At 40.9% G+C, this 25,160-nt stretch carries 23 protein-coding genes; 8 read left to right on the forward strand and 15 right to left on the reverse strand.

Annotated features, from left to right (window positions below):
* Positions 1 to 59: 59 nt before the first annotated feature.
* Positions 60 to 1,406 (reverse strand): NADP-specific glutamate dehydrogenase, encoded by a 1,347-nt coding sequence (gene gdhA, locus MMO42_RS13100; RefSeq protein WP_241320835.1) that lies wholly within the window; start codon positions 1,404 to 1,406, stop codon positions 60 to 62.
* 374 nt (positions 1,407 to 1,780) lie between these two features.
* Between gdhA and MMO42_RS13105 the strand changes: the two genes are divergently transcribed.
* Positions 1,781 to 2,578, forward strand: coding sequence for an RnfABCDGE type electron transport complex subunit B (locus tag MMO42_RS13105; RefSeq protein ID WP_241320836.1), 798 nt, complete (start codon positions 1,781 to 1,783; stop codon positions 2,576 to 2,578).
* Positions 2,579 to 3,265, forward strand: a complete 687-nt coding sequence (nth, locus tag MMO42_RS13110) for an endonuclease III (protein WP_005183976.1) — start codon at positions 2,579 to 2,581, stop codon at positions 3,263 to 3,265. It begins immediately after the preceding gene.
* Here nth and MMO42_RS13115 read toward each other — a convergent pair.
* The 4 genes from MMO42_RS13115 to MMO42_RS13130 all read right to left on the reverse strand — a co-directional run bounded on the left by MMO42_RS13115 (position 3,262) and on the right by MMO42_RS13130 (position 6,137).
* Positions 3,262 to 3,444: a hypothetical protein gene (locus MMO42_RS13115; RefSeq protein ID WP_005208308.1), complete on the reverse strand. Its 183-nt coding sequence runs from the start codon at positions 3,442 to 3,444 to the stop codon at positions 3,262 to 3,264. The two genes, nth and MMO42_RS13115, sit on opposite strands and share 4 nt — an antisense overlap.
* 61 nt (positions 3,445 to 3,505) lie before the next feature.
* Positions 3,506 to 4,159, reverse strand: coding sequence for an adenylate kinase (gene adk / locus MMO42_RS13120; RefSeq protein ID WP_241320837.1), 654 nt, complete (start codon positions 4,157 to 4,159; stop codon positions 3,506 to 3,508).
* A gap of 83 nt (positions 4,160 to 4,242) precedes the next feature.
* Positions 4,243 to 5,556, reverse strand: coding sequence for a hypothetical protein (locus MMO42_RS13125; protein ID WP_005145186.1), 1,314 nt, complete (start codon positions 5,554 to 5,556; stop codon positions 4,243 to 4,245).
* Positions 5,557 to 5,618: 62 nt separating this feature from the next.
* The gene (locus tag MMO42_RS13130) at positions 5,619 to 6,137 is read right to left on the reverse strand and encodes a hypothetical protein (protein ID WP_005295925.1); all 519 of its coding nucleotides are present in this window, start codon (positions 6,135 to 6,137) and stop codon (positions 5,619 to 5,621) included.
* A gap of 239 nt (positions 6,138 to 6,376) precedes the next feature.
* Here MMO42_RS13130 and mrdA point away from each other — a divergent pair, with 239 nt between their 5' ends.
* Together mrdA and rsmD are read left to right on the forward strand one after the other, a co-directional pair.
* Entirely contained in the window at positions 6,377 to 8,395 is a 2,019-nt protein-coding gene (gene mrdA / locus MMO42_RS13135; RefSeq protein WP_241320838.1) for a penicillin-binding protein 2, read from the forward strand.
* A complete protein-coding gene (gene rsmD, locus MMO42_RS13140) occupies positions 8,395 to 8,943 on the forward strand; it encodes a 16S rRNA (guanine(966)-N(2))-methyltransferase RsmD (protein ID WP_241320839.1) in 549 nt (182 codons plus the stop codon). The genes mrdA and rsmD overlap by 1 nt, the downstream gene beginning before the upstream one ends.
* Here the strand turns inward: rsmD and MMO42_RS13145 are convergent.
* The gene (locus tag MMO42_RS13145) at positions 8,940 to 9,347 is read right to left on the reverse strand and encodes a hypothetical protein (RefSeq protein WP_005295932.1); all 408 of its coding nucleotides are present in this window, start codon (positions 9,345 to 9,347) and stop codon (positions 8,940 to 8,942) included. The genes rsmD and MMO42_RS13145 overlap by 4 nt on opposite strands.
* A gap of 331 nt (positions 9,348 to 9,678) precedes the next feature.
* Here MMO42_RS13145 and MMO42_RS13150 point away from each other — a divergent pair, with 331 nt between their 5' ends.
* Together MMO42_RS13150 and MMO42_RS13155 are read left to right on the forward strand one after the other, a co-directional pair.
* Positions 9,679 to 10,029 (forward strand): hypothetical protein, encoded by a 351-nt coding sequence (locus MMO42_RS13150; RefSeq protein WP_241320840.1) that lies wholly within the window; start codon positions 9,679 to 9,681, stop codon positions 10,027 to 10,029.
* A 38-nt stretch (positions 10,030 to 10,067) separates the two neighbouring features.
* Positions 10,068 to 10,706, forward strand: a complete 639-nt coding sequence (locus MMO42_RS13155; protein WP_241320841.1) for a DUF2238 domain-containing protein — start codon at positions 10,068 to 10,070, stop codon at positions 10,704 to 10,706.
* A gap of 25 nt (positions 10,707 to 10,731) precedes the next feature.
* On the opposite strand, the gene blp2 is transcribed toward MMO42_RS13155, so the two are convergent.
* The 6 genes from blp2 to MMO42_RS13185 form a co-directional block, all read right to left on the reverse strand.
* Complete coding sequence (gene blp2 / locus MMO42_RS13160) at positions 10,732 to 12,879, reverse strand: Ig-like repeat protein Blp2 (RefSeq protein WP_241320842.1); 2,148 nt, start codon at positions 12,877 to 12,879, stop codon at positions 10,732 to 10,734.
* Between the two features lie 229 nt (positions 12,880 to 13,108).
* Positions 13,109 to 14,071 (reverse strand): protease SohB, encoded by a 963-nt coding sequence (gene sohB / locus MMO42_RS13165; protein WP_241320843.1) that lies wholly within the window; start codon positions 14,069 to 14,071, stop codon positions 13,109 to 13,111.
* A 146-nt stretch (positions 14,072 to 14,217) separates the two neighbouring features.
* Positions 14,218 to 15,132 (reverse strand): phosphate ABC transporter ATP-binding protein PstB, encoded by a 915-nt coding sequence (pstB, locus tag MMO42_RS13170; protein WP_241320844.1) that lies wholly within the window; start codon positions 15,130 to 15,132, stop codon positions 14,218 to 14,220.
* Positions 15,133 to 15,146: 14 nt separating this feature from the next.
* On the reverse strand, positions 15,147 to 16,541 hold the full coding sequence (pstA, locus tag MMO42_RS13175; RefSeq protein ID WP_241320845.1) for a phosphate ABC transporter permease PstA: 1,395 nt from the start codon (positions 16,539 to 16,541) through the stop codon (positions 15,147 to 15,149).
* Positions 16,538 to 17,917 (reverse strand): phosphate ABC transporter permease subunit PstC, encoded by a 1,380-nt coding sequence (pstC, locus tag MMO42_RS13180; protein WP_241320846.1) that lies wholly within the window; start codon positions 17,915 to 17,917, stop codon positions 16,538 to 16,540. The genes pstA and pstC overlap by 4 nt, the downstream gene beginning before the upstream one ends.
* A 99-nt stretch (positions 17,918 to 18,016) precedes the next feature.
* The gene (locus MMO42_RS13185) at positions 18,017 to 19,048 is read right to left on the reverse strand and encodes a substrate-binding domain-containing protein (RefSeq protein WP_005295954.1); all 1,032 of its coding nucleotides are present in this window, start codon (positions 19,046 to 19,048) and stop codon (positions 18,017 to 18,019) included.
* Between the two features lie 356 nt (positions 19,049 to 19,404).
* Here MMO42_RS13185 and MMO42_RS13190 point away from each other — a divergent pair, with 356 nt between their 5' ends.
* Entirely contained in the window at positions 19,405 to 19,854 is a 450-nt protein-coding gene (locus tag MMO42_RS13190) for an SRPBCC family protein (protein WP_241320847.1), read from the forward strand.
* 93 nt (positions 19,855 to 19,947) lie between these two features.
* Here the strand turns inward: MMO42_RS13190 and MMO42_RS13195 are convergent, their stop codons facing one another.
* The 3 genes from MMO42_RS13195 to MMO42_RS13205 all read right to left on the reverse strand — a co-directional run bounded on the left by MMO42_RS13195 (position 19,948) and on the right by MMO42_RS13205 (position 24,484).
* Positions 19,948 to 21,000 carry a DUF6670 family protein gene (locus MMO42_RS13195; RefSeq protein ID WP_241320848.1) on the reverse strand — a complete coding sequence of 351 codons (1,053 nt, stop codon included), beginning with the start codon at positions 20,998 to 21,000 and terminating at the stop codon, positions 19,948 to 19,950.
* Positions 21,001 to 21,242: 242 nt separating this feature from the next.
* Entirely contained in the window at positions 21,243 to 22,625 is a 1,383-nt protein-coding gene (locus MMO42_RS13200) for an amino acid permease (protein WP_241320849.1), read from the reverse strand.
* Positions 22,626 to 22,762: 137 nt separating this feature from the next.
* Entirely contained in the window at positions 22,763 to 24,484 is a 1,722-nt protein-coding gene (locus MMO42_RS13205; RefSeq protein WP_241320850.1) for a thiamine pyrophosphate-binding protein, read from the reverse strand.
* Positions 24,485 to 24,619: 135 nt separating this feature from the next.
* Between MMO42_RS13205 and MMO42_RS13210 the strand changes: the two genes are divergently transcribed.
* The gene (locus MMO42_RS13210) at positions 24,620 to 25,105 is read left to right on the forward strand and encodes an Lrp/AsnC family transcriptional regulator (protein WP_241320851.1); all 486 of its coding nucleotides are present in this window, start codon (positions 24,620 to 24,622) and stop codon (positions 25,103 to 25,105) included.
* Positions 25,106 to 25,160 lie beyond the last annotated feature (55 nt).

A 25,160-nucleotide genomic window follows, 5' to 3' on the forward strand; every position in this document is an offset into this window, starting at 1 on the left:
AAGCATCGGATTTTTTTATGCAAACTCCCTCTTGATTAAAGAGGGAGTTATAGAAATTTTTAATAAATGCCCTGCGCTAAAATGGCATCAGCAACTTTTACAAAACCAGCAATATTGGCACCATCGACATAGTTGATTGAACCATCTTCCTGAGTACCGTATTTTACACAATTACGGTGAATCTCTTTCATGATCGCATGTAAACGCTCATCCACCTGTTCAAAAGACCAACCTAGACGATTGGCATTTTGCGACATTTCAAGACCAGATGTTGCAACGCCGCCCGCATTTGAAGCTTTACCTGGTGCATACAAAATCTTCGCTGCAACAAACTTTTCAACTGCTTCAAGTGTAGATGGCATATTCGCGCCTTCTGCCACACATATCACGCCATTCGCCAATAGCGTTACTGCATCATCCGCATTTAATTCGTTTTGCGTTGCACATGGCAGAGCAATATCGACTGGAATATGCCACGGGGTTTTACCCTCGAAATATTCAAAACCGTGCTTTGATGCAAACGCTGACATACGTCCACGTTGAACATTTTTCAGTTCCATCACTTCATCGAGCAAGGCTTTGGTAAATCCATTTTTCAAATAGACCGTACCATTTGAATCCGACAAGGTCACCACTTTCGCACCCAAGAACAAGGCCTTTTCGGCAGCATATTGCGCCACATTGCCTGAACCTGAAATTGATACTGTTTTATTGGCAAAACTATCGCCACGGGTTTTTAGCATTTCTTCAGCAAAATAAACCGTACCATAACCTGTTGCTTCAGGGCGAGCCAGTGACCCGCCAAAAGAAATACCCTTGCCAGTAAACACACATGATGTGTCGTTACTTAACTTCTTCATCATCCCCGTCATATAGCCAACTTCACGGCCACCGACACCAATATCTCCAGCAGGAATATCTGTGTTTGAACCAAGATGGCGGTACAACTCCAGCATCAATGCTTGGCAAAAACGCATGATTTCTGCTTCAGATTTACCTTTCGGGTCAAAATCTGAACCACCTTTACCACCACCCATCGGCAAGGTCGTTAAAGCATTTTTAAATGTTTGCTCAAAACCTAAAAACTTTAAAATGGACAAGTTCACAGAAGGATGAAAGCGCATTCCCCCTTTGTATGGACCAATTGCCGAGTTGTATTGCACGCGGAAACCACGATTAACATGGGTCTGACCTTGGTCATCCATCCACGATACACGAAATTGAATCGCTCGCTCAGGTTCAACCAGTCGTTCCAATAAACCATATTGAGCATATTTCGGATTTTTCTCAATGAATGGCCACAAACTGGTCATGACTTCTTCGACCGCTTGTAAAAATTCAGGTTGATATGGATCTCTAGCTTTAACATAATCCAGAAAGTCATTTAAGCTATTGTATTTCAACATTCACCCCCGAGTTAGTGATTTATCTTGGTGCGAAAAGTGCACCAAAATAGAGTTTTCACCTATTAAATACAGATTACTATTTCATCACAATATTATTTTTAGGGTTAACTATTTTTATTAATTAAAATCATAACCTTAAGTTAGTAAATATTCATTATTTATATACTAAATAAAGGTCAAAAATGTAGAAAAAGTCACGTTATTACTGAAAGTCAGATGGTTCCACAAACGCAATCGCACTAAAAGAAATCAATTAAAGCACTATTTTTAAGCACAAGACCTTTTCATCTATCTGGATATTTTGAGATTGCTGCGCCGCAATAAATCATTATTTGCTATACTAAGCTCCCTGTTTTTTGCTTCATCCTCGATACATGTCCGCAACTGCACAACACGCACTTATTGTCCAAATTGACCAACTGTTACCACAAACACAATGTGGTTTATGTGGGCATCGTGATGGCTGCTTACCTTACGCAAAATCAATTGCAGAGGGTGAGGAAGCCAATAAATGTGTGCCTGGTGGACAACCCGTTGCGGATGCACTAGCAGCCTTGTTAGAGCGTCCACCACTCAAAGCAGAACCCAGTGTTTGGGAAATTCAGCGAGATGGTCGACCGCAACGAATTAAAGCAGTGATTCGTGAAGATGAATGTATTGGTTGCACCAAATGTATCAGTGCTTGTCCTGTAGACGCCATCATTGGTAGCGGCAAGTTGATGCACAGCATTTTGACCGATCTGTGTACAGGTTGTGAGTTATGTATTCCACCGTGTCCTGTTGATTGTATTGATCTGGTGGCTGATACTAAACCCATGCCTACAGCTGAGTTACGTAGTGCTGAACAGGATGATTTAAGACATCGTTATTACGCGCATATCCAACGTGAAGAAAAACGTCGATTAAATCGTAAAGGGCCCATTGTGCGTGCTGAAATTGATGTGGAGTTCTTCGCCCAATTTTCTCAGGCACTCAATAATGTGCCCGTGATAACCTTAGTGGATAAGCCGAAAGAAAGTCCAACGCTCGATGCAAAAACAACAATCGAACTTGCAAAAGTACGTACACAGATTAAAAAATTAGAAAAGCAGTTAAGTGTTCGTGCTGATGAATCAAAGCAAGCCCAATTGCTTGCCTTACAACAACGTTTAACTGAATTGCAGGAGGTCTAAATGTCCGTAAAGAATATGACAAAAAAGCAGATCCAGACCTTTTTTGAACGTTTACGTGAACAAAGACCACATCCACAGACAGAGTTGAACTACTCCTCTCCTTTTGAATTACTGATTGCGGTCTTGCTGTCTGCTCAAGCAACTGATGTGAGTGTCAACAAAGCCACGGATAAACTATATCCTGTTGCTAATACTGCCCAAGCCATTTTAGACCTCGGAATTGATGGTTTGAAATCATATATCAAGACCATTGGCTTATATAATTCCAAGGCTGAAAATGTCATCAAAACCTGCCGAATCTTGGTCGATCAATATCAAGGTCAAATTCCAGAAACACGCAAAGAATTAGAAGCACTACCCGGTGTAGGACGTAAAACAGCGAATGTGGTGCTGAACACCGCCTTTGGTCAACCGACGATGGCTGTCGATACACATATCTTTCGGGTGGGTAATCGAACAGGTTTGGCTGTTGGAAAAAACGTATTAGAAGTGGAAGATCGCTTGATTAAAGTGATTCCGAAAGAATTTATTATAGATGCCCATCACTGGCTAATCTTACACGGCCGTTATTGCTGCATCGCACGTAAACCCAAGTGTGGTGAATGTATCGTTGCGGATGTCTGTAACTGGCCAGATCGATTCGAATTTGGCGCTAGCAAACCCATTGCAATAAAAAACCTCAGTTAATCCTGAGGTTTTTTTTGCTGTTGCAGTTTTGGATGCAATTGGCGAGCTTTACCATTCAATTTATTTTCCAAAGCCTGCTGTTTCTGTACATGACGTAGCATTTTCTGGCTCTGATACAATAAAAACAACAGTAAAACAATGCTGAAAATGACCACTAAAATCAAAACGACTTTAAGCATGAACTTTCTCCAAATAAAAAGAGCCCTATATTCAGAGCTCTTTTAAAATCGGCAACTTAAATTATTTATCTAAGATTGCAAATAAATCAGCTTGAACATTTTCGATCGCACGTAGGCCATCTAATTTGTCATAAGTTGGCGCATTTTCACCAGAAGCTGCGCGACCTTGATAGAAACCAACCAATTGTTCAGTTTCAGTATGGTAAGACGTTAGACGCTTACGAATCGTTTCTTCTTGGTCATCTGGACGTTGTACAAGGTCTTCACCTGTTTCGTCATCTTTACCTTCCACTTTTGGTGGATTGTAAACAGTGTGATAAACACGACCAGAAGCTGGGTGCTGACGACGACCAGAAAGACGTTGCACAATCTCTTCGTCTGGTACAGCAATTTCAATCACGTGATCAATGCCAATCCCTGCTGTTTCTAATGCTTCAGCTTGTGGAATTGTGCGCGGGAAACCGTCAAAGATACAACCATTTTCACAATCAGGCTGAGCAATACGTTCTTTAACCAAGCCAATAATCAGTTCATCAGAAACTAAACCGCCTGACTCCATGACACTTTTCGCTTTTAAGCCAAGTTCAGTACCTTCACGAATTGCAGCACGGAGCATATCACCGGTTGAAATTTGTGGGATATTGTAGCGCTTACAGATCAACTGAGCTTGAGTACCTTTGCCTGCCCCAGGTGGTCCGAGTAAAATAATGCGCATAAAAGAACATCCTCATTTAAAAACAATAAATCTTAAATTGAGCAATATCATACAGACTTATCGCTCAACCAACATCAAATTAATTATAAGAAAGCAACAAATAAGTGGATTAAACCAGCAAAGAAACCAGTCACACCACCGAGTACAATTAAGATCCACTCATCTTCTTGGAACGCAGGACGCAATAAGTTCTGGAACTCTTTCGGTGTTAGTTCACGGATGCGGTCTCTAAACATTTGAAAGATCTTCTGCGCGCGACTTGCATTCAGAGCTGGGTCACATACAGGTCCCATGGTAATTTCAATTGAGCGATCAATCAAGTCGGTCTTGAGTCTAGCATACTCTCTTGGACCTAATGAAAGCTGCAATGAGGTTCTGACCAATGGGGTTTCCATAATTTCATTGATATGACGCTTGACAATACGACGGGTTTTGTCTTTTTTACTGCCATACATCATTTCAGTCATAATCGATTTTAAGGTAATTAAATCTTCAGTCACCACACTGGCAAACACATCAGAAACCTCTTCCTGACGCTTCATAAATGCGCCTTGAACATTGTAAGTACCAATCTTTAAAACAGGTACAATCCAAGGGAATTTACGGTCTTTAGTGCGACGGAAAATCTGTGGATAACGAATATAATGTGGCTCAATCGGATTGAATACCATCCAGATGGCAATCCAGTTGGTTAAAAAGCCCCAAATTGCCGCCCAGAACGGTACAGTCCAATGCCATGGCACCACGAACCAGACGATCATTTGGAAAATACCAAAGAACATCCCGATTAATGCACTGATATGCCAAATAAAGTTAATTTCTTTCTGGCCGACTTTTAGGAACATGCGGACCATTAAACGACGATCGCCTTCCATTTGGCTAACCACCATTTCACGCATATCAACCAGTGACTCGACGTTCATGGTCAGCTCAGTCACAAGTTCCCGAAGAGTGGTTGGCAACTGTTTATGTGCTTGTGCATAGATACGTCGTTTAATTGAATAAGGTAGGTTTTCCCAAAGCACGGCATTACGATCAATCATGACTTCATCAATCAGATGCTCAAGCTCGAATCCGACTTGCTCACCAATGATCATCGCCATATCTTCAGGATCCATTGCTTCTAAAAACTCACGCAATGAACCCAATTTAGATAAAGTATTGTCAGTAATGATGCCTGAAATACGTCCAGCTTTACGTGGCACGATCCCTTGCCAACCTACAGGTAATGGTCCTAAATGGAATCCCCAAAAGTTAATTGGGTAAAACACCATTTTTAATGCCATCCACACGTGCGCCCATGTTACAAAGGCGGTCACAGGAATGATACTTAAGACTGCCAGATGGTCAGGTCGATTTAAGAAAATCTGCCACAATTCATTGACGTAATCAAACATGCATGACTCTCAGAATTATTGATACATGATGGCCTATAAAAGGATGAATCTTGATTCCTCTCTTATAAACCAAAACTTAAGGTATAAGAAAACTGAAGAACTGGCTCTGATTTTTTCACCGTATTGCCATTGCCATCTTCTATTTTCTCACGTACCCCAGCTCCCACACTGAAAGTACTGATGCGTTCGCTATTCAGCCAAACATAAGCAATATCAGCACCCACACCCAGATTTGCCTTTTCTTTACCGCCGAAATTTTTAGTGTCTAGATGACCTGCATAGACACCGATGTAATAACCATTTTTATCGGTCCCTGTTAAATAATAAGGATAACGGAACCCAACTTGCCCACCTGCCTCGTTGTCATCATTTAAAAAGGCACCCGCTTTGGCATAAGCAATACCATACGGATTTACCCATTCAAGGTTGGCGTGTAATAATTTTTTGGTAAAACCTGCACCCACATTCCATGTGGAAACGTTTGCGTCTTTTAATTTAGGCTCAGGCTTAAAAGGATTTTCATCCGCATGGGTTAAGCCTGTAAATGTTAAAACCGATAATAAAAGGCAAATTTTTCTCATTATTTTCTCCATTTTCCCTAAGAGTGTATTGGAAAATCCTATTTCAAACTGTTTGTGACTTTAACAGAATTATTTTGCTTCTAATATACAAGACCATACAATTTTAATGTCTGCAAAGTCAAAAGCTGTCGCGCTGTGATTTGCATGAATTGTTGAAAATTCTACAGTATGATCATGCAACTTACGTTAAAATACGTAGCTTTCGTATTCTCTCCATCTTGTAATTAAGTCGACACCCTATGAAACAGCACTTTCCTTTAAAAAACATGCAACAAGAAAAGCGCATTTATCGGGGTCGAATCTTTTTTGCAATTTCAGTTGTGACTATTTTTCTGCTTTTACTGATCTGTCGTTATGCATATTTACAGATTGTTCATTACGATGATTTTACAACGGCCTCAGATAAGAACCGAATTCGCTTACAACCGCTGCCACCAGCGCGTGGTTATATCTACGATCGTAATGGTGTGTTATTGGCAGATAACTACCCTGTGTTTACCGCGACCTTAAGCCGTGCCGATGTTAGTGATATTGATGCAACCATCACTCGTTTAATCCCAATCTTAGGATTGAGTCAGGATGACGTTGACCGCTTTAAAAGCCGCGTTAAAACAGCACGTAAAACCGAACGCTTGGCGATTAAGCTAAATTTGACTGAAGCCGACATTGCCAAATTTAGTGAAGTCAAATATGCCTTTCCTGGGGTGAAAATCGAAACCCAGATGACCCGTTACTATCCACATGGTGAGCTATTTGCGCATGTAATTGGTTATGTGGGACGTATTAACGATAAAGAACTCAAATCGATTGATAAAGATTTATATGCGGGAACTAACCTGATTGGTAAAATTGGGGTCGAGAAAAGTTATGAAGACCTGTTGCATGGCGTACCTGGCTATGAGTCGGTCGAAGCAGATGCACACGGTAATGTTTTACGTAATTTAGGTCGCCAAAATCCAGCACGTGGTAATGATCTTTATTTATCGCTCGATTATGGTCTGCAAACTATTGCCGCAAAGCAATTGGCTGATCGTCGTGGTGCGATCGTAGCTATGGACCCGCGCACAGGTGAAATTCTGGCCTTGGTTTCAAGTCCGAGCTTCAATCCAAACTTATTCGTTACAGGGATTAGCTCCAAAGACTATAGCGGCCTGCGTGATAACCTTGATCAACCGCTTTATAACCGCGCGGTTCAGGGGGCTTACCCTCCTGGCTCGACCATTAAACCAATGTTTGGTTTAGGTGGCATTCATTATGGTCTTGTGGATTGGAGTACCGCGATCTCCGATCCAGGTTATTTCTCACTGCCTGGCGATAGTCACCGCTTCCGCGACCATAAGAAAAGTGGTCATGGTTCAGTCAATATGCACAAAGCACAAATTGTGTCGTGCGATACCTATTTCTATGTCTTGTCCTATCGGATGGGCATTGAAAAAATGAATGACTGGATGCGTCAATTTGGCTTTGGTGAAAAAACTGGTGTCGACTTACCAAGCGAAAGTTCTGGTCTTTATCCAAGTCCAGAATGGAAAATGCGTACACGCAAATCAAAATGGCTGAAAGGCGAAACCATTTCGGTCAGTATCGGACAAGGGGCCTTTACTTCAACGCCTTTGCAACTGGCGATGGCCACAGCGATTACCGCCAATAAAGGTTCACATGTCACACCGCATGTACTCAGAGAAACGAAAGGCGTCAAAAAATTTAGCGTACACAATGCACCTGATGGCAAAATCAATTTCAATGGTACAGAGCAAGACTGGATCAATATGCACGACGCCATGGTTGATGTCATTCAATCTGGTACAGGACGTGGTATTAAAGGTGGTTTGCAATATTCGATTGCGGGTAAAACAGGAACAGCCCAAGTCAAAAGTATTGCCCAAGGTAAACGTTATAACGAGGCCGCACTTTCATCTCGACAATGGGACCATGGTTTATTTGTCGGCTTTGCGCCTGCCGAGAACCCTGAAATTGCGATTGCAGTGGTTTGGGAAAACGGTAAACATGGTGGGTCTGCCGCTCAACTGGCACGTCCAATATTTGACTATTGGTTAGTAACCCGTAAAAAGAATCCACTTCGCCCTGCCACGCATCAAGTCAGTGGTGGTTTAATGACAGCAGGCATTAAACCAGGCGAGTTGCCAAGCAGTAGTATTTCTACAAGCACAGCACAAAATCCACAGGCGGCATCAACACCCGCAGCCTCTACACCAGTTGCAGCGACGCCTCAACCAGTTGATGGAGTAACTGAATAATGAAAAATCAATTACGCATTATTGGTGGTGAATGGAAACGTCGTACTTTGCCGTTCGCAAGTATTGAAGGCCTACGCCCCACACCTGATCGTGTCCGTGAAACTTTGTTCAATTGGTTGATGTGGGATATTCAAAATGCACAGGTCTTGGACCTATGCACCGGCTCAGGCGCGTTGGGCTTTGAAGCCCTTTCTCGTGGTGCGGCCAACGTTTTAATGATTGAACCGAATCAGACCCAAGCACGCTTTTTAAAAGACAATATTCAACTGTTAAACGCTAAGAATTGCCAATTACACGTTGCTACAGCACAACAAACATTAAAGCAGTTAAATACAACATTTGATGTGGTGTTTCTCGATCCACCTTATAGACTGAATTTATGGCAAGAACTGGCCGAACTCGCTGACCCGATGATCAGCAACAATGCATTTATCTATGTAGAAGCAGATCAAGATTTATCGCAGCTGAAACTGCCAAGTACATGGCAGAAAATCAAAGAAACCAAAGCAGGTGTTGTACGAGCTGGCTTATATCAAAAAACCAGTTAAAAAATACGTAACCAGAAGAATCGAATCAATTGCCCCCGATCAAAGGGAAAACTGGATAGATATTCATAACCTATGCGGTTGGTCTGGTTCAACTGATACATCATGCCGTAACCCACTGAAATCGAAAAATCATCCAGTGAAAGACTAGTGGTGTCACCCGTCAGCATTTTATGATTAAACTGATTGGTTTGATATGCAGTATAGTTATAAACGCGCCACCGCTCATTCTGAAAAAACATGTTATGCAAAACGGAATATTCTGTTTTGGTCTGCGGATAGGCTGAATCAAACATTTGTTCCGTGTCTTCTGGCTCATACTCTGCAAAAAAATCATAGTCATCCGCATAAGACCCAAGTGATAAGCTGATCAGAAAACAGAATAAAAAAATGTGCTTGATGTACATAACTCGATGTTTTGATGCCGCCCTTGTTTAGCATAACGCTAAAAATCATTTTATATCAACCGATTGAATATTTTTACCTTCGCCAAAGAATCCGTACTCTGCTCTCATCTTCGCCTACAATGACGATTCGCAACATCAAGTAAATATAAACAAGCACCGATTCTGCTCCGCTGAGTTCCCTATTTTGCATAATTATCCTATTTATTTTTTGTCCAATAAAATCATCACATTGAAAAAAGATTAAATTTTATTGTGTTAGACATAAATAATGAATTTATAAAATGAATCATATATACAATAATACGTCCTTTAAAATTCTACTTTATTGATTATGAAGCTTTTGTACGTACTCATTGCCACCTTGAGCTTAACAGGTTGCATCTTTGGAAAATCAAACGAAGTAAAACGCGCTGAAAAAGTGCTTCAGAGTTTTCAATGTAACAATATTGAATCCAATGAGTTAGCAACATCTTCTATGTCAAATTTTTATCAACAATCTTTGGCAGCCAATAAAGAAAAAGCTGCAAACTATATTGAACAATATAAAAATGGTGAAGATCTCTTTGACATTCCACTGGATGAAGTTGTACAACAAAAATATCAATTATATAAACAAGCGTGTCAGGCTCTCGGTGGTATCTCTGCAACCAAAGAAACAATTGCTTTAGGGACCGCTGAGTAAGATCAATAACATTTGCCTGACTGTATTTAGGATACAGCATGATCGAAAAACAACTCATTTTAAAACATTATATTGCGCTTGCTATTGTGCTACTGATTGTCGTGATAGCAAGTATTGACCCGCTTGAATTTGAATCCTATTTATTACATCAGGCAGGGACAGCATTGATGCTGATTGCCTTGATTGTGATCATGAAAAAGATTGGTATTCATTTTTATAGTTTTTGCCTCTACCTCGGCTTTCTTTTGATTCATATTTTAGGCGCACACTATCTCTATTCATATGTTCCGTATAATGAATGGATTGAACATCTGTTTCATTTTGACCTCAATCAAACGATGGGCTGGTCACGTAATATGTATGATCGGCTGGTTCATTTTGCTTATGGTTTACTGCTCTATCCATTTTTTTATCGTTGTTTCCAAGTATGGTTACCTTCCACTAAACCCTTTACCTTATTCCTGCTGGTTGTGCAATTTGTCATGGCATCGAGTATGTTCTATGAATTGATTGAGTGGTGGATTGCAATCGGCTTATCTCCTGAAGATGCCGAGAACTATAATGGTCAACAAGGCGATATCTGGGATGCTCACAAAGACATGTTCCTTGCCACCCTCGGAGCAATCCTGATTGGTTTCATCCAACTCATCAAAGAAAAAACGCTTATTCAGAAATAAGCGTTTCGATTGAGACAAAGACCTGTTAAATAATCGAGTGTTGCAGGACAGCAAGCTGATCTAATGGATCAGCTTTGATACTTTGTGCATACTCTAGATTACTTGAATCCGAAGTGCCTGCGTTGTTCATCAGCGTCGTAGTCGTTTGGCCAACAAGCAATTGATTCAAAACCTCATCCAGTTGGTTTGAGGTTTGGCTAGAAGGCGTTAGCAACTCATTTACGCCTAACTTTTCAGTCGTTGCAGATTCATTTACTGGTGGCTCGACTTGATTGGCTTGCAAAGCATCTAAATCAATTGAATCCACCAAAGAGGCTTTCGCTGCTGGTGCCACAACATTAAAATTAAATGCATCGCTCACCTCACTGATATTGCCCGAGGCGTCAGTCAGCGTTAGCGTGATTTTATGTACACCTAGACTAAGATCTTGGCCGACAGTAAAACTCCATTTTCCATTGTCCCCGACTGTTACAGTACCAATCGGTAATCCATTATCATAAATCGTAAGTACGGCTTTTGCTTCACCTACACCTTCTAACTTGGGTTTTGTGTCATCGGTATCTCCGCCTGCTGCTATCGCCCCTTTTACTGCACCGACATCATCCGTCACAGTTTGCAAGATAGGTTTATTTGGAGCAATAGTATCCTTTGTCCCCAATACGTCAGTCGCTTCAGAACGATTACCTGCCGCATCAACAACATAAACTTTACCGATATTTTTATCAGTCAAAACGGGTGATAACGTAATGGTAAATTTTCCATCAGCACCCACGGTCCCTGTACCATAAACCGTTTTTCCATCGATACTTTTAATTTCTATTTTACTGTTCGCTTCGGCTGTTCCTGTAACAGAGTCACCTGCAGCATTAATCTCAGCAATAGCTTTATCTGGTGCGATGGTATCTTTGCCTGCTGTAATCTCAAGAGGCTTAGATTGATTACCGGCTGCATCTTCAATAATGATCGAGGCTTTTTTATCTGCGGCTAATGCAGGTGAAAGCGTAATTTGAAATTTACCTTGCGCATCGGCAGTTCCACTGCCAATCACTTTTCCATCGGTATCTTTGATCTGTATCTTGCTATTGGCTTCAGCACGCCCTTGAATGGAAGTCCCCTCTTTATTTACATCAATCAAAGGTTGGTCAGGGGGTAACGTATCTTTTCCAGCAATGACTTTAGACGGTGTGGATTTATTTCCTGCTGCATCTTCAGCAATCACCGTTCCGCCCTTATCACTGGTTAGTGCTGGTGAAACTTTAATTGAGTATAGCCCTTCTTTATTTGCGGTAACCGTACCAAGTAAATTCCCATTAGCATCGTAAATTGAAACCTTAGCATTCGACTCAGTCTTACCTGTTACAATGGTACCATCTGCATTGAGTTGTGCTGTTGGCGCATCTGGTGCGATGGTATCTTTATTCCCCGTGACTACGGCTGCTTTCGATGCATTACCAGAACCATCAATTGCTGTGACGCTCACCTTGCTACCATTAACTAGAGGTTGGTCCAACTTAATCGTATAATTTCCTTCAGCATCTGCTTGACCCATCGCAATGACTTTACCCGTCGCATCTTTGATTTCAATCTTTGCCTGAGCTTCAGTTTTACCGGTAATAGTTTGTGTGTCTGCTCCTAAAGTTGCTGTCGGTGTTGCAGGTGGAGTGATATCTATTGGTTTGTTATCACTTTTATTTTTATCATCTTTATCGTCATCTTTAACCACCCACAAATATGTCCCTTCCGCGACTAAAGCAGCTAAGCCGACTTTCCACAATTGCGATTTACTAATCCCTAGATCATTCTCCGTACTTTGAACAGGCGTCGCTTGTGTAACTGGCTCGGTATAGGCAAATTGCGCCAGTGATGTGGCTGGTGCATAACCTACAAATTTGCCTGAATCATCAAACTCTGCAACTGCGTAGGAACCATCTGTTTTAGAAATAGCCAAACTATGTTCAGTCAGATTGGCATCATTATAGAAATCGCTGAGAATAATTTTCTCACCATTTTTTAGTGTAATGACAAGATCATTACCTTGTTTGATAATTGACTTAATATCCGCCTGATTTACACCAATTTGCACAATCGAAGGTTGGTCTAAAACCACACTTTTTAGTTGGGCATCCTGTAGAATATTCGAGTTTTTCTTCGAAGAAACAACGACTCTTGTCATTCTTATGCTCACTTATCAATTATATTTTTAAATAATTTTTAGATTAATGAATAATTAAGTAATTCATCTTGCAAATAAAATATCAAATGATCGATATGACTACAATCTCTTCTATCAGAAGTTTTGTCATGTTTATTAAATTGACCAAATGTTTAAAATCCAGTCCTATCTATAATAAAAAACCAGCCATGTCGGCTGGTTTTTTAACAGAACAGTTGAATACAGATGCTTAAAATTTAGGATCACGCATTTGCACCAAAGTGCTATTGGCTTTGGCAAGACTATCAGTAATTTTACCCAATACGGTTGGAATTAGACTCTCTGCCATTTGTGCAGCTTGTAAGCCCAATTTTTCACCAAATGTTGGCCGTTTACGGGTATTAATCACATAAATATCATGCTTTGGTAACAGGCTTAATAAATACTCATCTGAGGTTTGTAACTTATCAACCAAGTTCAGCTCACGCGCATCTTCGCCATACCAATGCTCACCAGTGGCAACTTTTGTGATATCCAGTTGAGGACGGTATTTCTCCACAAAGTGTTTAAATAACGAATGAGTCTGCTGCAATTCTTCTTCAAACTTCGCCTTACCTTCTGGCGTATTTTCACCAAACATGGTCACGGTACGCTTGTATTCACCTGCGGTATATAGCTCAAAATCAACATTATGCTGCTTTAGCAAACGATTGAAGTTGGGTACTTGTGCAACCACACCAATCGAACCCACCACAGCAAACGGCGCAGAAATAATTTCGTTGGCAATACATGCCATCATATAACCACCACTCGCTGCGACTTTATCGACGCAGATAGTGACGTTAAAACCAGCATCACGCAAACGCACCAATTGAGCCGCTGCAAGACCATAGCCATGCACCATACCACCTGGGCTCTCTAAACGGACCACGACACGGTCATGCCCTGCTTTAGCAGTCGCTAAAATCAGAGTAATTTCTTCACGAATGGTATCTACTGCAGAAGCTTGAACATCCCCTTTAAAGTCGAGGACATAGATTTTTTGATCATTCTTTTTACGGATCTTGGCTTCTTTGCCAAGTTGTTGAACAAGTTGCAATAACTCCAAACGAGATGCTGTCGTTTGCGCAATTCTTTTTCTTTGTTCATTCACACGCGCATTTAAATGACTAATACGAATTTCAGCAGGAAACTTAGGTAAATGGAATAACATGAAGTATGTGCTCTATAAGTTCGGCGTTATTGTTCTAAGATGTGGTCTGCTCAATAAAAATTCAATAGCGATTTTGCAAAATAGATTCATTTTCATTTATATATAAAAAAAGAGTCCGAAGACCCTCTTTTCTATCACCGTAAAAATTAACCAAAACGGCCTGTAATATAAGCTTCAGTCAATTGATGGTCAGGTTGAGTAAACACTTTTTCAGTCGAGTTCACTTCAATCAAGTCACCCAAATGGAAGTAAGCGGTACGATCAGATACACGCGCTGCTTGCTGCATGGAGTGAGTTACGATTGCAATGGTGAATTGTTCTGACAATTCTGAGATCAATTCTTCAATTTTTGCAGTCGCAATTGGATCGAGTGCCGAACATGGCTCATCCATCAAGATCACTTCAGGACTCACTGCAATGGTACGTGCGATACACAAACGTTGTTGCTGACCACCTGAAAGACCTGTACCTGGTTGATTCAGACGATCTTTAACTTCATCCCATAAGCCTGCTTTACGCAAACTATTTTCAACAATTTCTTCTAAATCATATTTGTCACGTGCCAGACCATGTAATTTAGGGCCATAAGCAACATTGTCAAAAATTGATTTTGGGAATGGGTTTGGTTTTTGGAAGACCATACCTACTTGTGCACGTAATAACACCACATCAAGATTTGGATCATAAATATCTTGATTATCCAATGTCACCTTACCCGTTACACGGCAGCTATCGATGGTGTCATTCATACGATTTAAAGTACGTAAGAAAGTCGATTTACCACAACCCGATGGGCCAATGAATGCAATCACTTCATTTTGGTAAACATCAAGGTCAATCCCTTTGATCGCCTCAGAGTCACCATAATAAACATGAACATCCTTGGTACTGATTTTCACTTCACTTGTCTTTGGCTTTTTATTTGATGAAGCCGTTTCAAACTGAGAGACAAATGCAGTATTTGATTGCTGAACTTGCGCTTCAGATGACGTAAATTCTTTTTGCTGTGGGTTCACTGATTTATCCTTTTCTACGGCGTTCATAATATCAATCGTATTCATTGTACTCTCCTCAATTACCAACGCACTTCAAATTTCTTACGGAGCCAAATAGCAAGGCTGTTCAAACCAATCATTAATGCCAGTAACACAATAATCGCAGCAGCAGTACGTCCTTCGAAGAAGTTACGTAATTCATTACCTTGCCATAAATAAACCTGTACTGGCAACGCTGTCGCTTGATCGAGTGGTGTCGTTGGTACGCTTGCCACGAAAGCACTCATTCCGATTAAAAGTAATGGTGCAGTTTCACCCAGTGCATGCGCCACCCCAATAATCGCACCGGTCATAATGCCGGGTAATGCCAGCGGTAACACATGATGGAAAATTGTTTGTACTTTCGACGCACCTAGCCCCAAAGCCGCTTGACGAATCGAAGGAGGCACTGCTTTTAACGATGCACGCGTGGTAATAATCACCGTTGGCAAAGTCATTAAGCTGAGTACTAAACCACCCACTAATGGTGCTGATAATGGTAGTTGCATCCAACCAATAAAGATCGCCGCGCCCAACAAACCAAATACAATCGAAGGAACTGCTGCCAAGTTGTTAATGTTAACTTCAATAATGTCGGTCATCATGTTCTTAGGCGCAAACTCTTCAAGATAGATTGCACTCGCAACACCAATTGGAATCGAGATCACGATCACGATCATCATCATGAATAATGAACCCATAAATGCACCCGCTAAACCACTTGTTGCAGGTGAACTACGAGAATCTGGACTAAAGAACAAGTTGGTATTGAAGGTATTTTTAATAATCCCTTCAGCCTTTAATTGATCTGCAAGTTGACGTACTTCTGGTTCAAGTTGTTGCTGATCATCAGGTAAACTACGGTCAATATTACCAGCCAACCACACATCAACATTGGCATCGGCTAGGAATTTGATCTCGTCTTTCGTTCCAATCAGCGCAGGATTTTTAAGCACCATATCACGTAAGCGATACGCTTCCGAACTGGTATATAAACTGCTCAGATAATCACGTTGAGGCTCTAATGCTTTATTTTTAGCAACGATGCCATTTACGATCAAGGCATCCCAGTCCACCATGCCCATTTCAGTTTGCCAAGCAACCATGCGCTCTTCAAAGTGAGCGGGTGTTTCACCTGCTGTTTGTTTTGGCTTCGCACCCACATTGATAATGGCTGGATCAAAATAAACAGGAACGGTCATGCTACTTTGCCAAAAAGATGGTAGACCTTTCGCCAAAATGCTGCCAAACAGTAAAGCAACAAATGCTAGTGCAATAACAACCGCCGAGATACCTGCAAAGCGAAAGGTTTTTTCTTTACGATGACGCTTGGCCAAAGAACTTTGGATCTTTCTTTTACGCTGCTCACGTTGTTCAGCAGCTACTTGAGGATCCAATACGTTCTGATCCAGAGGAGATGTATTTGATGAACTCATTCGTATTGCTCACGATATTTACGCACGATGTACAGTGCAATAATGTTTAGACCCAAAGTAATCACAAACAGCGTTAAACCCAGTGCAAATGCCACCAGTGCTTGTGGGCTCGCAAAGTCAGTATCTCCCGTTAATTGCTTCACAATCGTCACGGTCACTGTCGAAACTGCTTCAAATGGATTGGCATGCAACAATGGACTGTTCCCTGCTGCTAGCACCACAATCATGGTCTCACCGACTGCACGGGATACAGCAAGCAAGAATGCACCTGTAATCCCTGGTAGGGCGGCAGGTAAAACCACTTGACGAATGGTTTCTGATTTGGTTGCACCTAAGCCCAGAGAACCGTCGCGTAATGCGCGAGGCACCTGAGTAATAATGTCATCTGATAATGATGAAACGAATGGGATAATCATAATTCCCATTACAAAACCTGCCGTGAGAGCACTGGTCGCATTGATATTAATACCAACGCTTTCACCAACGATCTTGAAGAATGGACCAATGACCATTAAGGCAAATACACCATAAACAATCGTAGGAATCCCTGCCAAAACCTCAATCGCAGGTTTTGCCCAAGAACGTAAGCTTGGCGATGCATATTCAGCTAAATAAATCGCAACCAACAAACCAATGGGCACCGCAACCAATAATGCGATACCACTGACCATTAAAGTACCCCAAATCAACGGTAAGATACCGTAACTGCCTTCTGCATTTCCTGATGTGCTAAAGCCTGGATTCCATTCAGTACCAAAGAAGAAATCAACTGGGCTAACAAAATGGAAAAAGTGTAAAGCTTCTTTCAACATCGATAAAACAATACCGATGGTGGTCAGGATTGCGACACCAGAACATAGTATCAATGCAACATTAATAGTTTTTTCGACTTGGTTACGCGCACGGAATTGTTGGCTCACATGGCGCTTTGCCCAAACCAAGCCAGCCAACCCTGCACTAATGACCACTGCAAGTTTTGCAAATGAACCAATGGTTTGGAATTTTGAAAGCTGTTGCGCTGCTGCAAGTTCATAGGCTGCTGGTTGATCTGTTACCCCGAAACCAGACGCAATTGCTTGCACTCGACTGGTTAAAACATCACGACCCGCCGCATCTAAAGTCGAACTTACAGATGCAGGAATATTATTGAAGATGATATGTTGTAAAATACTTGGTTCAACCAAGTTCCAAATAATCAAAATTAAAAAAGCAGGAATACCACACCACAAAGCAACCAACGCCCCATAATATCCTGGGCGAGAATGTAGTGTTGCTGAGTTATTTCCCTTACCTGCTAGGTTACGGCTTTTACTCAGCCCGATTTGATATGCAATTGCCACAAGGGCTAATAACACACCGATAAGTAGCAGATTCATGTAATCTCCACTGTTTTCTCAATTTTCATGATTTGAAAAAACTTAGCTAGACAAAAAGGCTGATGATCCAACGTCTCACCAGCCTCCCTTTTAACAATATTACTTAACTGATTTACCAGCTTTGAAATCAGCTAGGATTTTTGCGCGCTCTTTGTCGCTTAAAGGAATTAAACCAGCTTTTTCTAATTTAGAACCTTTACCAGAAATTTTCTTGTTTAAGAAGAATTCTGTGTACTGTGGTAAGCCTTTGATTGATTTCAAGTGCTCGCCCTTCACATAGAAGAACAATGGACGAGAAACAAGGTAGCTACCATCTAATACTGTTTTCTCTGATGGTGTCACGCCATTTACAGTCGCTACGCGTAATTTATCGCGGTTTGAGTCATAAAAACCTAAGCCAAATACACCAACTGCGTTTGGAGAAGTCTTCAAGCGAGCTAGAGTTTCAGTATAGTCACCTGCGATTTCAATTACACGACCATCTTTACGGAAAGTTGAACATGCTTTCTTTTGATCATCTTTGCTTAAAGCTTTGTAGTAATCAAATGCTTCACAACCCGCATCAATCATTTTCTCTTGGAACACTTCACGTGTACCGTGGTTAGATGCAGGAATGACCAGTGTAATTGGTTCATTTGGTAATGATTTATCAATTTGGTTCCAAGTCGTATATGGGTTTGGAACTAATTTACCGTTTGAAGGCAATTGTGCAGATAATGCAGTGAATACATGAACTGGTTTTAATTTATAAGCCGCTTTTTTTACATTTGATGCGAATACGATACCGTCATAACCCACTTTGATTTCTTGTACTTGGTTTACGCCAGACTTTTTACATGCATCTAATTCTGTGTCTTTAATTTGACGAGAAGCGTTTGCGATGTCGATGGTGTTATCACCCACACCTTGACAGAACTGCTTCAAACCACCACCCGTACCACCTGAACCAACAACTGGTGCTTTGAACTGTGGGAATGTGTTGCCAAACTCTTCAGCAACAATACTTGCAAATGGTAATACAGTAGATGAACCAGCAATTTGAATCGTATCACGAGCTGCATTCGCAGTCGTTGCTACAGTTGCCCCAGATACAGCTAATGCAATTGCGATGTGACGTGGATTTAAGCGCATTCTGTTTTCTCTCATTTATGCAATTTGATTTACAACTCTTTTCAAGTTAAGTGTTGTACTTTGGTTAACTGCATTTTGAGCAGATAATATGACAATTAAGTGACAACTTTATGACGCTTTTGTGATGGTCATTTTCCAAGACTAATTTTTAGAAAATTCTTGGTCATAAAACCGTATTTTTCGCTGTATTTTTATAAAATAATTATAGATGAACACGGAAAAAAGTAGCAACGAAGCATTGAATTTTATAATTTTTTAATTATCAGAAGAACATTGACTTAACAAAAAGCATCTTGGTCATCTCTGAGAGTTTATATATGTTTTATGACAATTCCCTATCAAAAAGAACGGATAGCATGCTCAATCCTGTCATAATTGAAACACAGATGATGATTCGTAAACCTGTTCAACAGGTATTCGATGCTTTTGTCCATCCTGAAATCAGCTCAAAGTTCTGGTTTAGCTCATCTACAGGGAAACTTGAGCAGGGTACAACCGTTGAATGGACATGGGAAAAATACCAAGTTTCAAGCAAAGTGACCGTAATAAAAATCATTGCCAATGAACTGATTCAAATTCAGTGGGGTGAGCCCAGCAGTACCGTCGACTTTATCTTTGAGCCATTAACTGATGATCAAACCTATCTGAAGATTCAAAACTACAATATTGCTTTGCACGGCGATGAACTGATTGCTTTTATTATTGATAGTACGGGCGGTTTCACAACAGTACTGGATAGTTTAAAAGCCTATTTAGAACATAATCTACAACTTAATCTGGTACAGGATAAGTTTCCGCCCTTCTAACTAATCAATAAATCAGAACAATCAATAAGATCAATCACAATGCATTGCTCTTGATTCATTTAAAAACCATAACGCCACGCCGTCAGTCAATTATTAACCCACTCGACGGTCAATATATTCCATGTACCCTCGCCCCTCGATCTCACGTCCTTTATAAAAACCCTCATAACCGTAACCACCGACATATCCATTACTGATCCCATATAACATGGTGGTATCCACTTCTCCACGAATAATAATCTCAGCATCACCACGTTTATTTTTGACTAACCAACGGAATTTAAATGGCAGTTTAAGCGGTCGACCATCTTCTGCAATCGCTAACCGAGACTGATAGCTTAAAATTTCAAATTCAGCGTCCAAAGCTTGATTCTCCCCTTCTATATTGCGAAGAAAGGCTTTATTCACCATTTTTTCGCCATTAAAGTGTGTTTCATTCAATAAAAGCTGCGTCTGTTCATCAAGTGAAACAATATGATAGGTACTAAAATCGAGCGGGATTTTTCTCTCCGCAATAGATGATGAATCATTCAAACTCTTACAGAAAGCATATTCAAAGGTACATAATCCTGAAATTTTTTGGATACCACCTTGATAGCGAAAATATCCTTCATAATGTGATAACAAGCTAAAGTGGTCATACATCGGCATTTGTATAAACCAAGACACCTTATCAGTGTTTTTAAGTTGGATATCCAGTTTGAATTCAGCTTGACGAATCACAACACGGTAATATGGATACTGCCCTGCAATGCTGACATCTTTGCCAAACTGTAAAAATGGATTAGCTTCAGCAGACTGATAATTTTGCGGGATTAAATGACTTTGAGAATGTCGTGCCATTTTTGCCGCAGTACCTGTCACAATCATGGCATTCTTACCGAGATGGGTTTGCAACAATGGATCAAGCTCAACCACCTCTGACTCGGCTGAACTAACAATAGAAAGAAAGCTAAAAAATTGATGTGGATCAGGTAAATCTGGAATAATAATTCCGTAACGACTCCAACCTTTTTGTTGGGCCCGATGTTGAGGTTGCCAAGCGTATTCTTGTAAAAAAGACCGCTTGGAGCGTATCGTCGGATGATCGATTGCCTTATGCATTTGCTTTATAAAGCCCATGAAAGCAGGCCATTGATTGAACATATTGTTTTTCTCAGTTTTGGGATGAGTTCGAGTTGCCTAGAACGCGTCCTTGTTCATATTTTTTCCTTTTATAAAATACATAGATTTATCCAGATAATTTTATTGAAATGGGTCTAGTTTTTTGACTAAAAATGACATTTTTAATGTACGTCCCGACACAACCCAGCAATGTGCACCTCGCATAAAGAAAAAGAGTCCAAATCTTGGACTCCTTTTCCTACACTGCGTAGGCAAACTTCAACTCAAATATTTGGTTGCACAGCTGTAGAGATAACGTTCTTCTTTTTATATTTTAGTACGTACATCAGCGCTAAAACACCCAACCAAATCGGCCCAAGAATCACCGCTAAACGCATATCAGGTGTCATCGCCATAATAATCAGGATAAAGCAGACAAAGCTAATGGTTAAATAATTACTCCATGGGCTCCAGAGACTTTTAAACTTGGTCTGATGTTGCTTCAGGCGCATTGCTTTATTAAATTTCAAATGTGTGACCGAAATCATCAACCAGTTAATCACCAAAGCAGCAACCACCAGCATCATAAATAATTGAAAAGCTTCACCAGGAATTAAATAGTTAACCACCACACAAATTGCCGTCACCGATGCCGAGACTATAGCAGCAGGTACAGGAATACCACGCGCATTGACTTTTTTCAGCAGCGCAGGTGCATTGCCCTGTTCTGCCAAGCCATGCAACATGCGGCTATTACAGTAAATACAGCTGTTATAGACCGAAACCGCCGCAATCAGAACCACAAAGTTCAGTACATTCGCCACACCATTACTGTTTAACGACTGGAAGATTAAGACAAAAGGACTTCCCCCTTCCGCCACCATATTCCACGGATAAAGACACAATAAAATCCCAATTGCACCAATGTAGAAAATCAAAATACGATACACGATCTGATTAACCGCTTTCGGAATGGTAGTTTCAGGTTTTTTGGTTTCTGCTGCAGCGATCCCAATCAGCTCAAGTCCGCCAAACGCAAACATAATGACCGCAAGTGCCATGACAAAACCATGCGCTCCATGTGGGAAAAAGCCACCGTGCTGCCATAAATTGGCAATGCCTGCTTGCGGTCCAGCAGAACCAGAAAGTAAAAGATAAGCACCAAAGCCAATCATGCTTAAAATCGCAACAATCTTGATGCAGGAAAACAGAAATTCTGACTCACCAAAGAACCTTACATTGACCAGATTAATCGCATTGATCAACACGAAGAAAACCAGTGCAGTCAACCATGTGGGAATTTCAGGCCACCAAAACTGGATAAAGGTCCCAATTGCACTGAGTTCTGCCATACTAACCAGCACATACAGCACCCAATAATTCCAACCTGACATAAAGCCTGCCATTCGGCCCCAGTACTTATTGGCAAAATAACTAAATGAACCACTGACTGGCTCTTCGACTACCATCTCACCTAAATGACGCATGATTAAAAAAGCAATCACACCTGCAATCGCATAACCCAATAATATAGAAGGCCCTGCCAGTTTGATGGTTTGTGAAAGACCGAGAAATAATCCTGTACCAATCGCGCCACCTAGCGCAATTAACTGAATATGCCGATTGGACAATCCTTGTTTTAACTCATGTTTATTGTTTACATCCATCACTTTATCTCCAATGTGTGTGTCACATCCTGTACACCTTTTATACAGCGCATGATTCGAAGCTCAACATGAAGCTCCGAATCTGATTCGCTCTCTTATCAATTTATAAATTTGAAGATTTTCCAATTTTCTTCTGATTAGAAGGAAATTGCTTTTTTACACGGTAATGCTTGGGAACGTTGTTTTAAGATTTCATAACCACGATCGCCATAATCAAAACGGGCAATCACCGAAGCAAATTTTTTCAGGCTCAAGGGCGCATCCATGGCGGGCAGTTTTAATTCAATAAAGGTCAGACCATCGAATTGATCGATATTTTTTAATGTTTGTTTAAGTTGACCTGCGGTTTCTACCACACAACTTTTATAGGCTTTCGTGCCATTAAAGACGTTTGGAATTTCAGTATATTTCCAATTTTGGACATCGTTATACACAGCATTCTCCCCCATGATTAAACGTTCAATGGTATAACCGCCATTATTCAATAAGAAGATAATCGGCTTGAGATCATGACGAATAATGGTTGAGAGCTCTTGTACGGTGAGCTGAAACGAACCATCCCCAATAAACAGGATTTGGCGTCGTTCAGGTGCCGCCAGCAAACTGCCGAGCAAAGCAGGCAAGGTATAACCAATCGAACCCCACAGTGGTTGGGCAATATATTTCGCAGTTGCAGGTAACTGTAAACCTGCCAAAGCAGAGTTCGAGGTTCCAACCTCTCCGATAATGACATCATCTTCTTTTAGAAAACCTGCAATTGCATTCCATAAAATGTCCTGACTTAATGTTTGCTGTTCAGGAACTTCCACAGTTTTTAAAGACTGTTTTTCCAAAATCGGTTTGGATAGTTTACGCGGTGCAACTTTCTTGTTCAGCTCTACCAGAAGTTGTCCAATTTCAATGCCTGGAAAATCCTGTCCAAAAATCGTTAATGCATACGGCTTAATTTCGATATAGTTTTCAGTGGCAATTTGGTGGGTAAACACGCCTGTTCCTACATCACTAAAACGTACACCAATCCCAATCAAACAGTCGGACTGTTCAATGGTATTACGAACCTGCGGCTGGCTCGCTCCACCGACATACGTTCCCACATAACGTGGTGACCCTTCATCCATAATATTTTTTGCCGTGAGCATGCTGGCAAAGGGAATCGAACATTTTTGTGATAAATCACTCAGGAGTGAAGTTACCCCAAATACCGACGCTTCATTATCAATTAACAATGCCGGATTTTTAGCAGAACCAATTACCTCACACAGTTTCGCGACAGCACTGTGTAATAGCTCTGGCTCCACCGCTGGATAAGACAAATCTAATGCACGATCTGACACTTCAATTTTAACGTGGGTAATATCTGAAGGTAGCTGGATATGAACTGGGCGACGATCCAGAAAACACTGGCGTAATACACGGTCAATTTCAAAGGCTGCGTTGGCGGGGGTTAAACGTGTTTGCGCGACCGTAAACTCTTTCATACAGTTCATGATGTTGTCGTAGTTGCCATCCACCAGTGTGTGATGTACTAAAGTTCCTTTCTGCACCACATGCAAAGGTGGAATACCCGAAATATGCACCACAGGCACATTCTCTGCATACGCACCCGCAATGCCATTGATAGCACTTAAATCACCCACACCATAAGTGGTGGTGAGTGCGGCAAACCCATTGATCCGCGCATAACCATCTGCCGCATAAGCAGCATTTAATTCATTACAATTACCGATAAATTCAAGTTGTGCGTCTGCTTCAACTTGTTCGAGATAAGAAAGGTTAAAATCACCAGGTACACCAAACAGATGTTGGATACCCATTTGTTGAAGACGAAGATTTAAAAAATCACCAATTTCTATGAACATTGCTCTACATCCTTTCAAGTCAATTTTTTATTCCATAGAAAAATAATATTTCATCTACCTGTTAAATTTCGTGCATAATAAAAACGGATTTTAATAAAAATACAATATTTGTGTATCATAAAAGGATTTTATGCAATGGATAAGTTCGACTGGCAAATCATTCAGGCATTACAAAAGAATGGACGGCTCACCAATCAAGAAGTCGGAGATTTAATCGGCTTATCTGCTTCCCAGTGTTCTAGACGACGGCAACTACTGGAGCAAAAAGGCGTGATCTTGGGTTATACAGCCCGCATTCACCAACAAGCCTTAGGTTTGGAGGTAACAGCAATGATCCATATTAATTTGCGTATTCATGAAGCCAAGTCACAGCAAGCATTTCAGGATCTCATTGAAGCTGAAGACAATATTCAAGATGCCTTTTCAATTAGTGGCGATGCAGACTTTATTTTAAAAGTTGTCGCGGAAAATCTGGAACAGCTTTCCCAATTCGTTACCGAACGGCTGCTTTCTTATGGTTTTATTGGACATATCAAATCTTACATCGTGTTAAAAAAAATCAAAGAACAGAATCATTTTTTAAGTAAAACCAAAAGCCATAGTTACCACCCTGCCACTTAAACCCAGTTTTAAGCAGCAGCATGCATAAAAAGAAAAAGGCGGATATTGAATCCGC

It is taken from the genome of Acinetobacter sp. ANC 3882 (assembly GCF_022549545.1).
Taxonomy (GTDB): Bacteria; Pseudomonadota; Gammaproteobacteria; order Pseudomonadales; family Moraxellaceae; genus Acinetobacter.

Excerpts from the sequence above, each read along its gene's own strand:
- gdhA (WP_241320835.1), bottom strand. The coding sequence starts at position 1,406 with ATGTTGAAATACAATAGCTTAAATGACTTTCTGGATTATGTTAAAGCT.
- MMO42_RS13105 (WP_241320836.1), top strand. The coding sequence starts at position 1,781 with ATGTCCGCAACTGCACAACACGCACTTATTGTCCAAATTGACCAACTG.
- nth (WP_005183976.1), top strand. The coding sequence starts at position 2,579 with ATGTCCGTAAAGAATATGACAAAAAAGCAGATCCAGACCTTTTTTGAA.
- MMO42_RS13115 (WP_005208308.1), bottom strand. The coding sequence starts at position 3,444 with ATGCTTAAAGTCGTTTTGATTTTAGTGGTCATTTTCAGCATTGTTTTA.
- adk (WP_241320837.1), bottom strand. The coding sequence starts at position 4,159 with ATGCGCATTATTTTACTCGGACCACCTGGGGCAGGCAAAGGTACTCAA.
- MMO42_RS13125 (WP_005145186.1), bottom strand. The coding sequence starts at position 5,556 with ATGTTTGATTACGTCAATGAATTGTGGCAGATTTTCTTAAATCGACCT.
- MMO42_RS13130 (WP_005295925.1), bottom strand. The coding sequence starts at position 6,137 with ATGAGAAAAATTTGCCTTTTATTATCGGTTTTAACATTTACAGGCTTA.
- mrdA (WP_241320838.1), top strand. The coding sequence starts at position 6,377 with ATGAAACAGCACTTTCCTTTAAAAAACATGCAACAAGAAAAGCGCATT.
- rsmD (WP_241320839.1), top strand. The coding sequence starts at position 8,395 with ATGAAAAATCAATTACGCATTATTGGTGGTGAATGGAAACGTCGTACT.
- MMO42_RS13145 (WP_005295932.1), bottom strand. The coding sequence starts at position 9,347 with ATGTACATCAAGCACATTTTTTTATTCTGTTTTCTGATCAGCTTATCA.
- MMO42_RS13150 (WP_241320840.1), top strand. The coding sequence starts at position 9,679 with ATGAAGCTTTTGTACGTACTCATTGCCACCTTGAGCTTAACAGGTTGC.
- MMO42_RS13155 (WP_241320841.1), top strand. The coding sequence starts at position 10,068 with ATGATCGAAAAACAACTCATTTTAAAACATTATATTGCGCTTGCTATT.
- blp2 (WP_241320842.1), bottom strand. The coding sequence starts at position 12,879 with ATGACAAGAGTCGTTGTTTCTTCGAAGAAAAACTCGAATATTCTACAG.
- sohB (WP_241320843.1), bottom strand. The coding sequence starts at position 14,071 with ATGTTATTCCATTTACCTAAGTTTCCTGCTGAAATTCGTATTAGTCAT.
- pstB (WP_241320844.1), bottom strand. The coding sequence starts at position 15,132 with ATGAATACGATTGATATTATGAACGCCGTAGAAAAGGATAAATCAGTG.
- pstA (WP_241320845.1), bottom strand. The coding sequence starts at position 16,541 with ATGAGTTCATCAAATACATCTCCTCTGGATCAGAACGTATTGGATCCT.
- pstC (WP_241320846.1), bottom strand. The coding sequence starts at position 17,917 with ATGAATCTGCTACTTATCGGTGTGTTATTAGCCCTTGTGGCAATTGCA.
- MMO42_RS13185 (WP_005295954.1), bottom strand. The coding sequence starts at position 19,048 with ATGCGCTTAAATCCACGTCACATCGCAATTGCATTAGCTGTATCTGGG.
- MMO42_RS13190 (WP_241320847.1), top strand. The coding sequence starts at position 19,405 with ATGCTCAATCCTGTCATAATTGAAACACAGATGATGATTCGTAAACCT.
- MMO42_RS13195 (WP_241320848.1), bottom strand. The coding sequence starts at position 21,000 with ATGTTCAATCAATGGCCTGCTTTCATGGGCTTTATAAAGCAAATGCAT.
- MMO42_RS13200 (WP_241320849.1), bottom strand. The coding sequence starts at position 22,625 with ATGGATGTAAACAATAAACATGAGTTAAAACAAGGATTGTCCAATCGG.
- MMO42_RS13205 (WP_241320850.1), bottom strand. The coding sequence starts at position 24,484 with ATGTTCATAGAAATTGGTGATTTTTTAAATCTTCGTCTTCAACAAATG.
- MMO42_RS13210 (WP_241320851.1), top strand. The coding sequence starts at position 24,620 with ATGGATAAGTTCGACTGGCAAATCATTCAGGCATTACAAAAGAATGGA.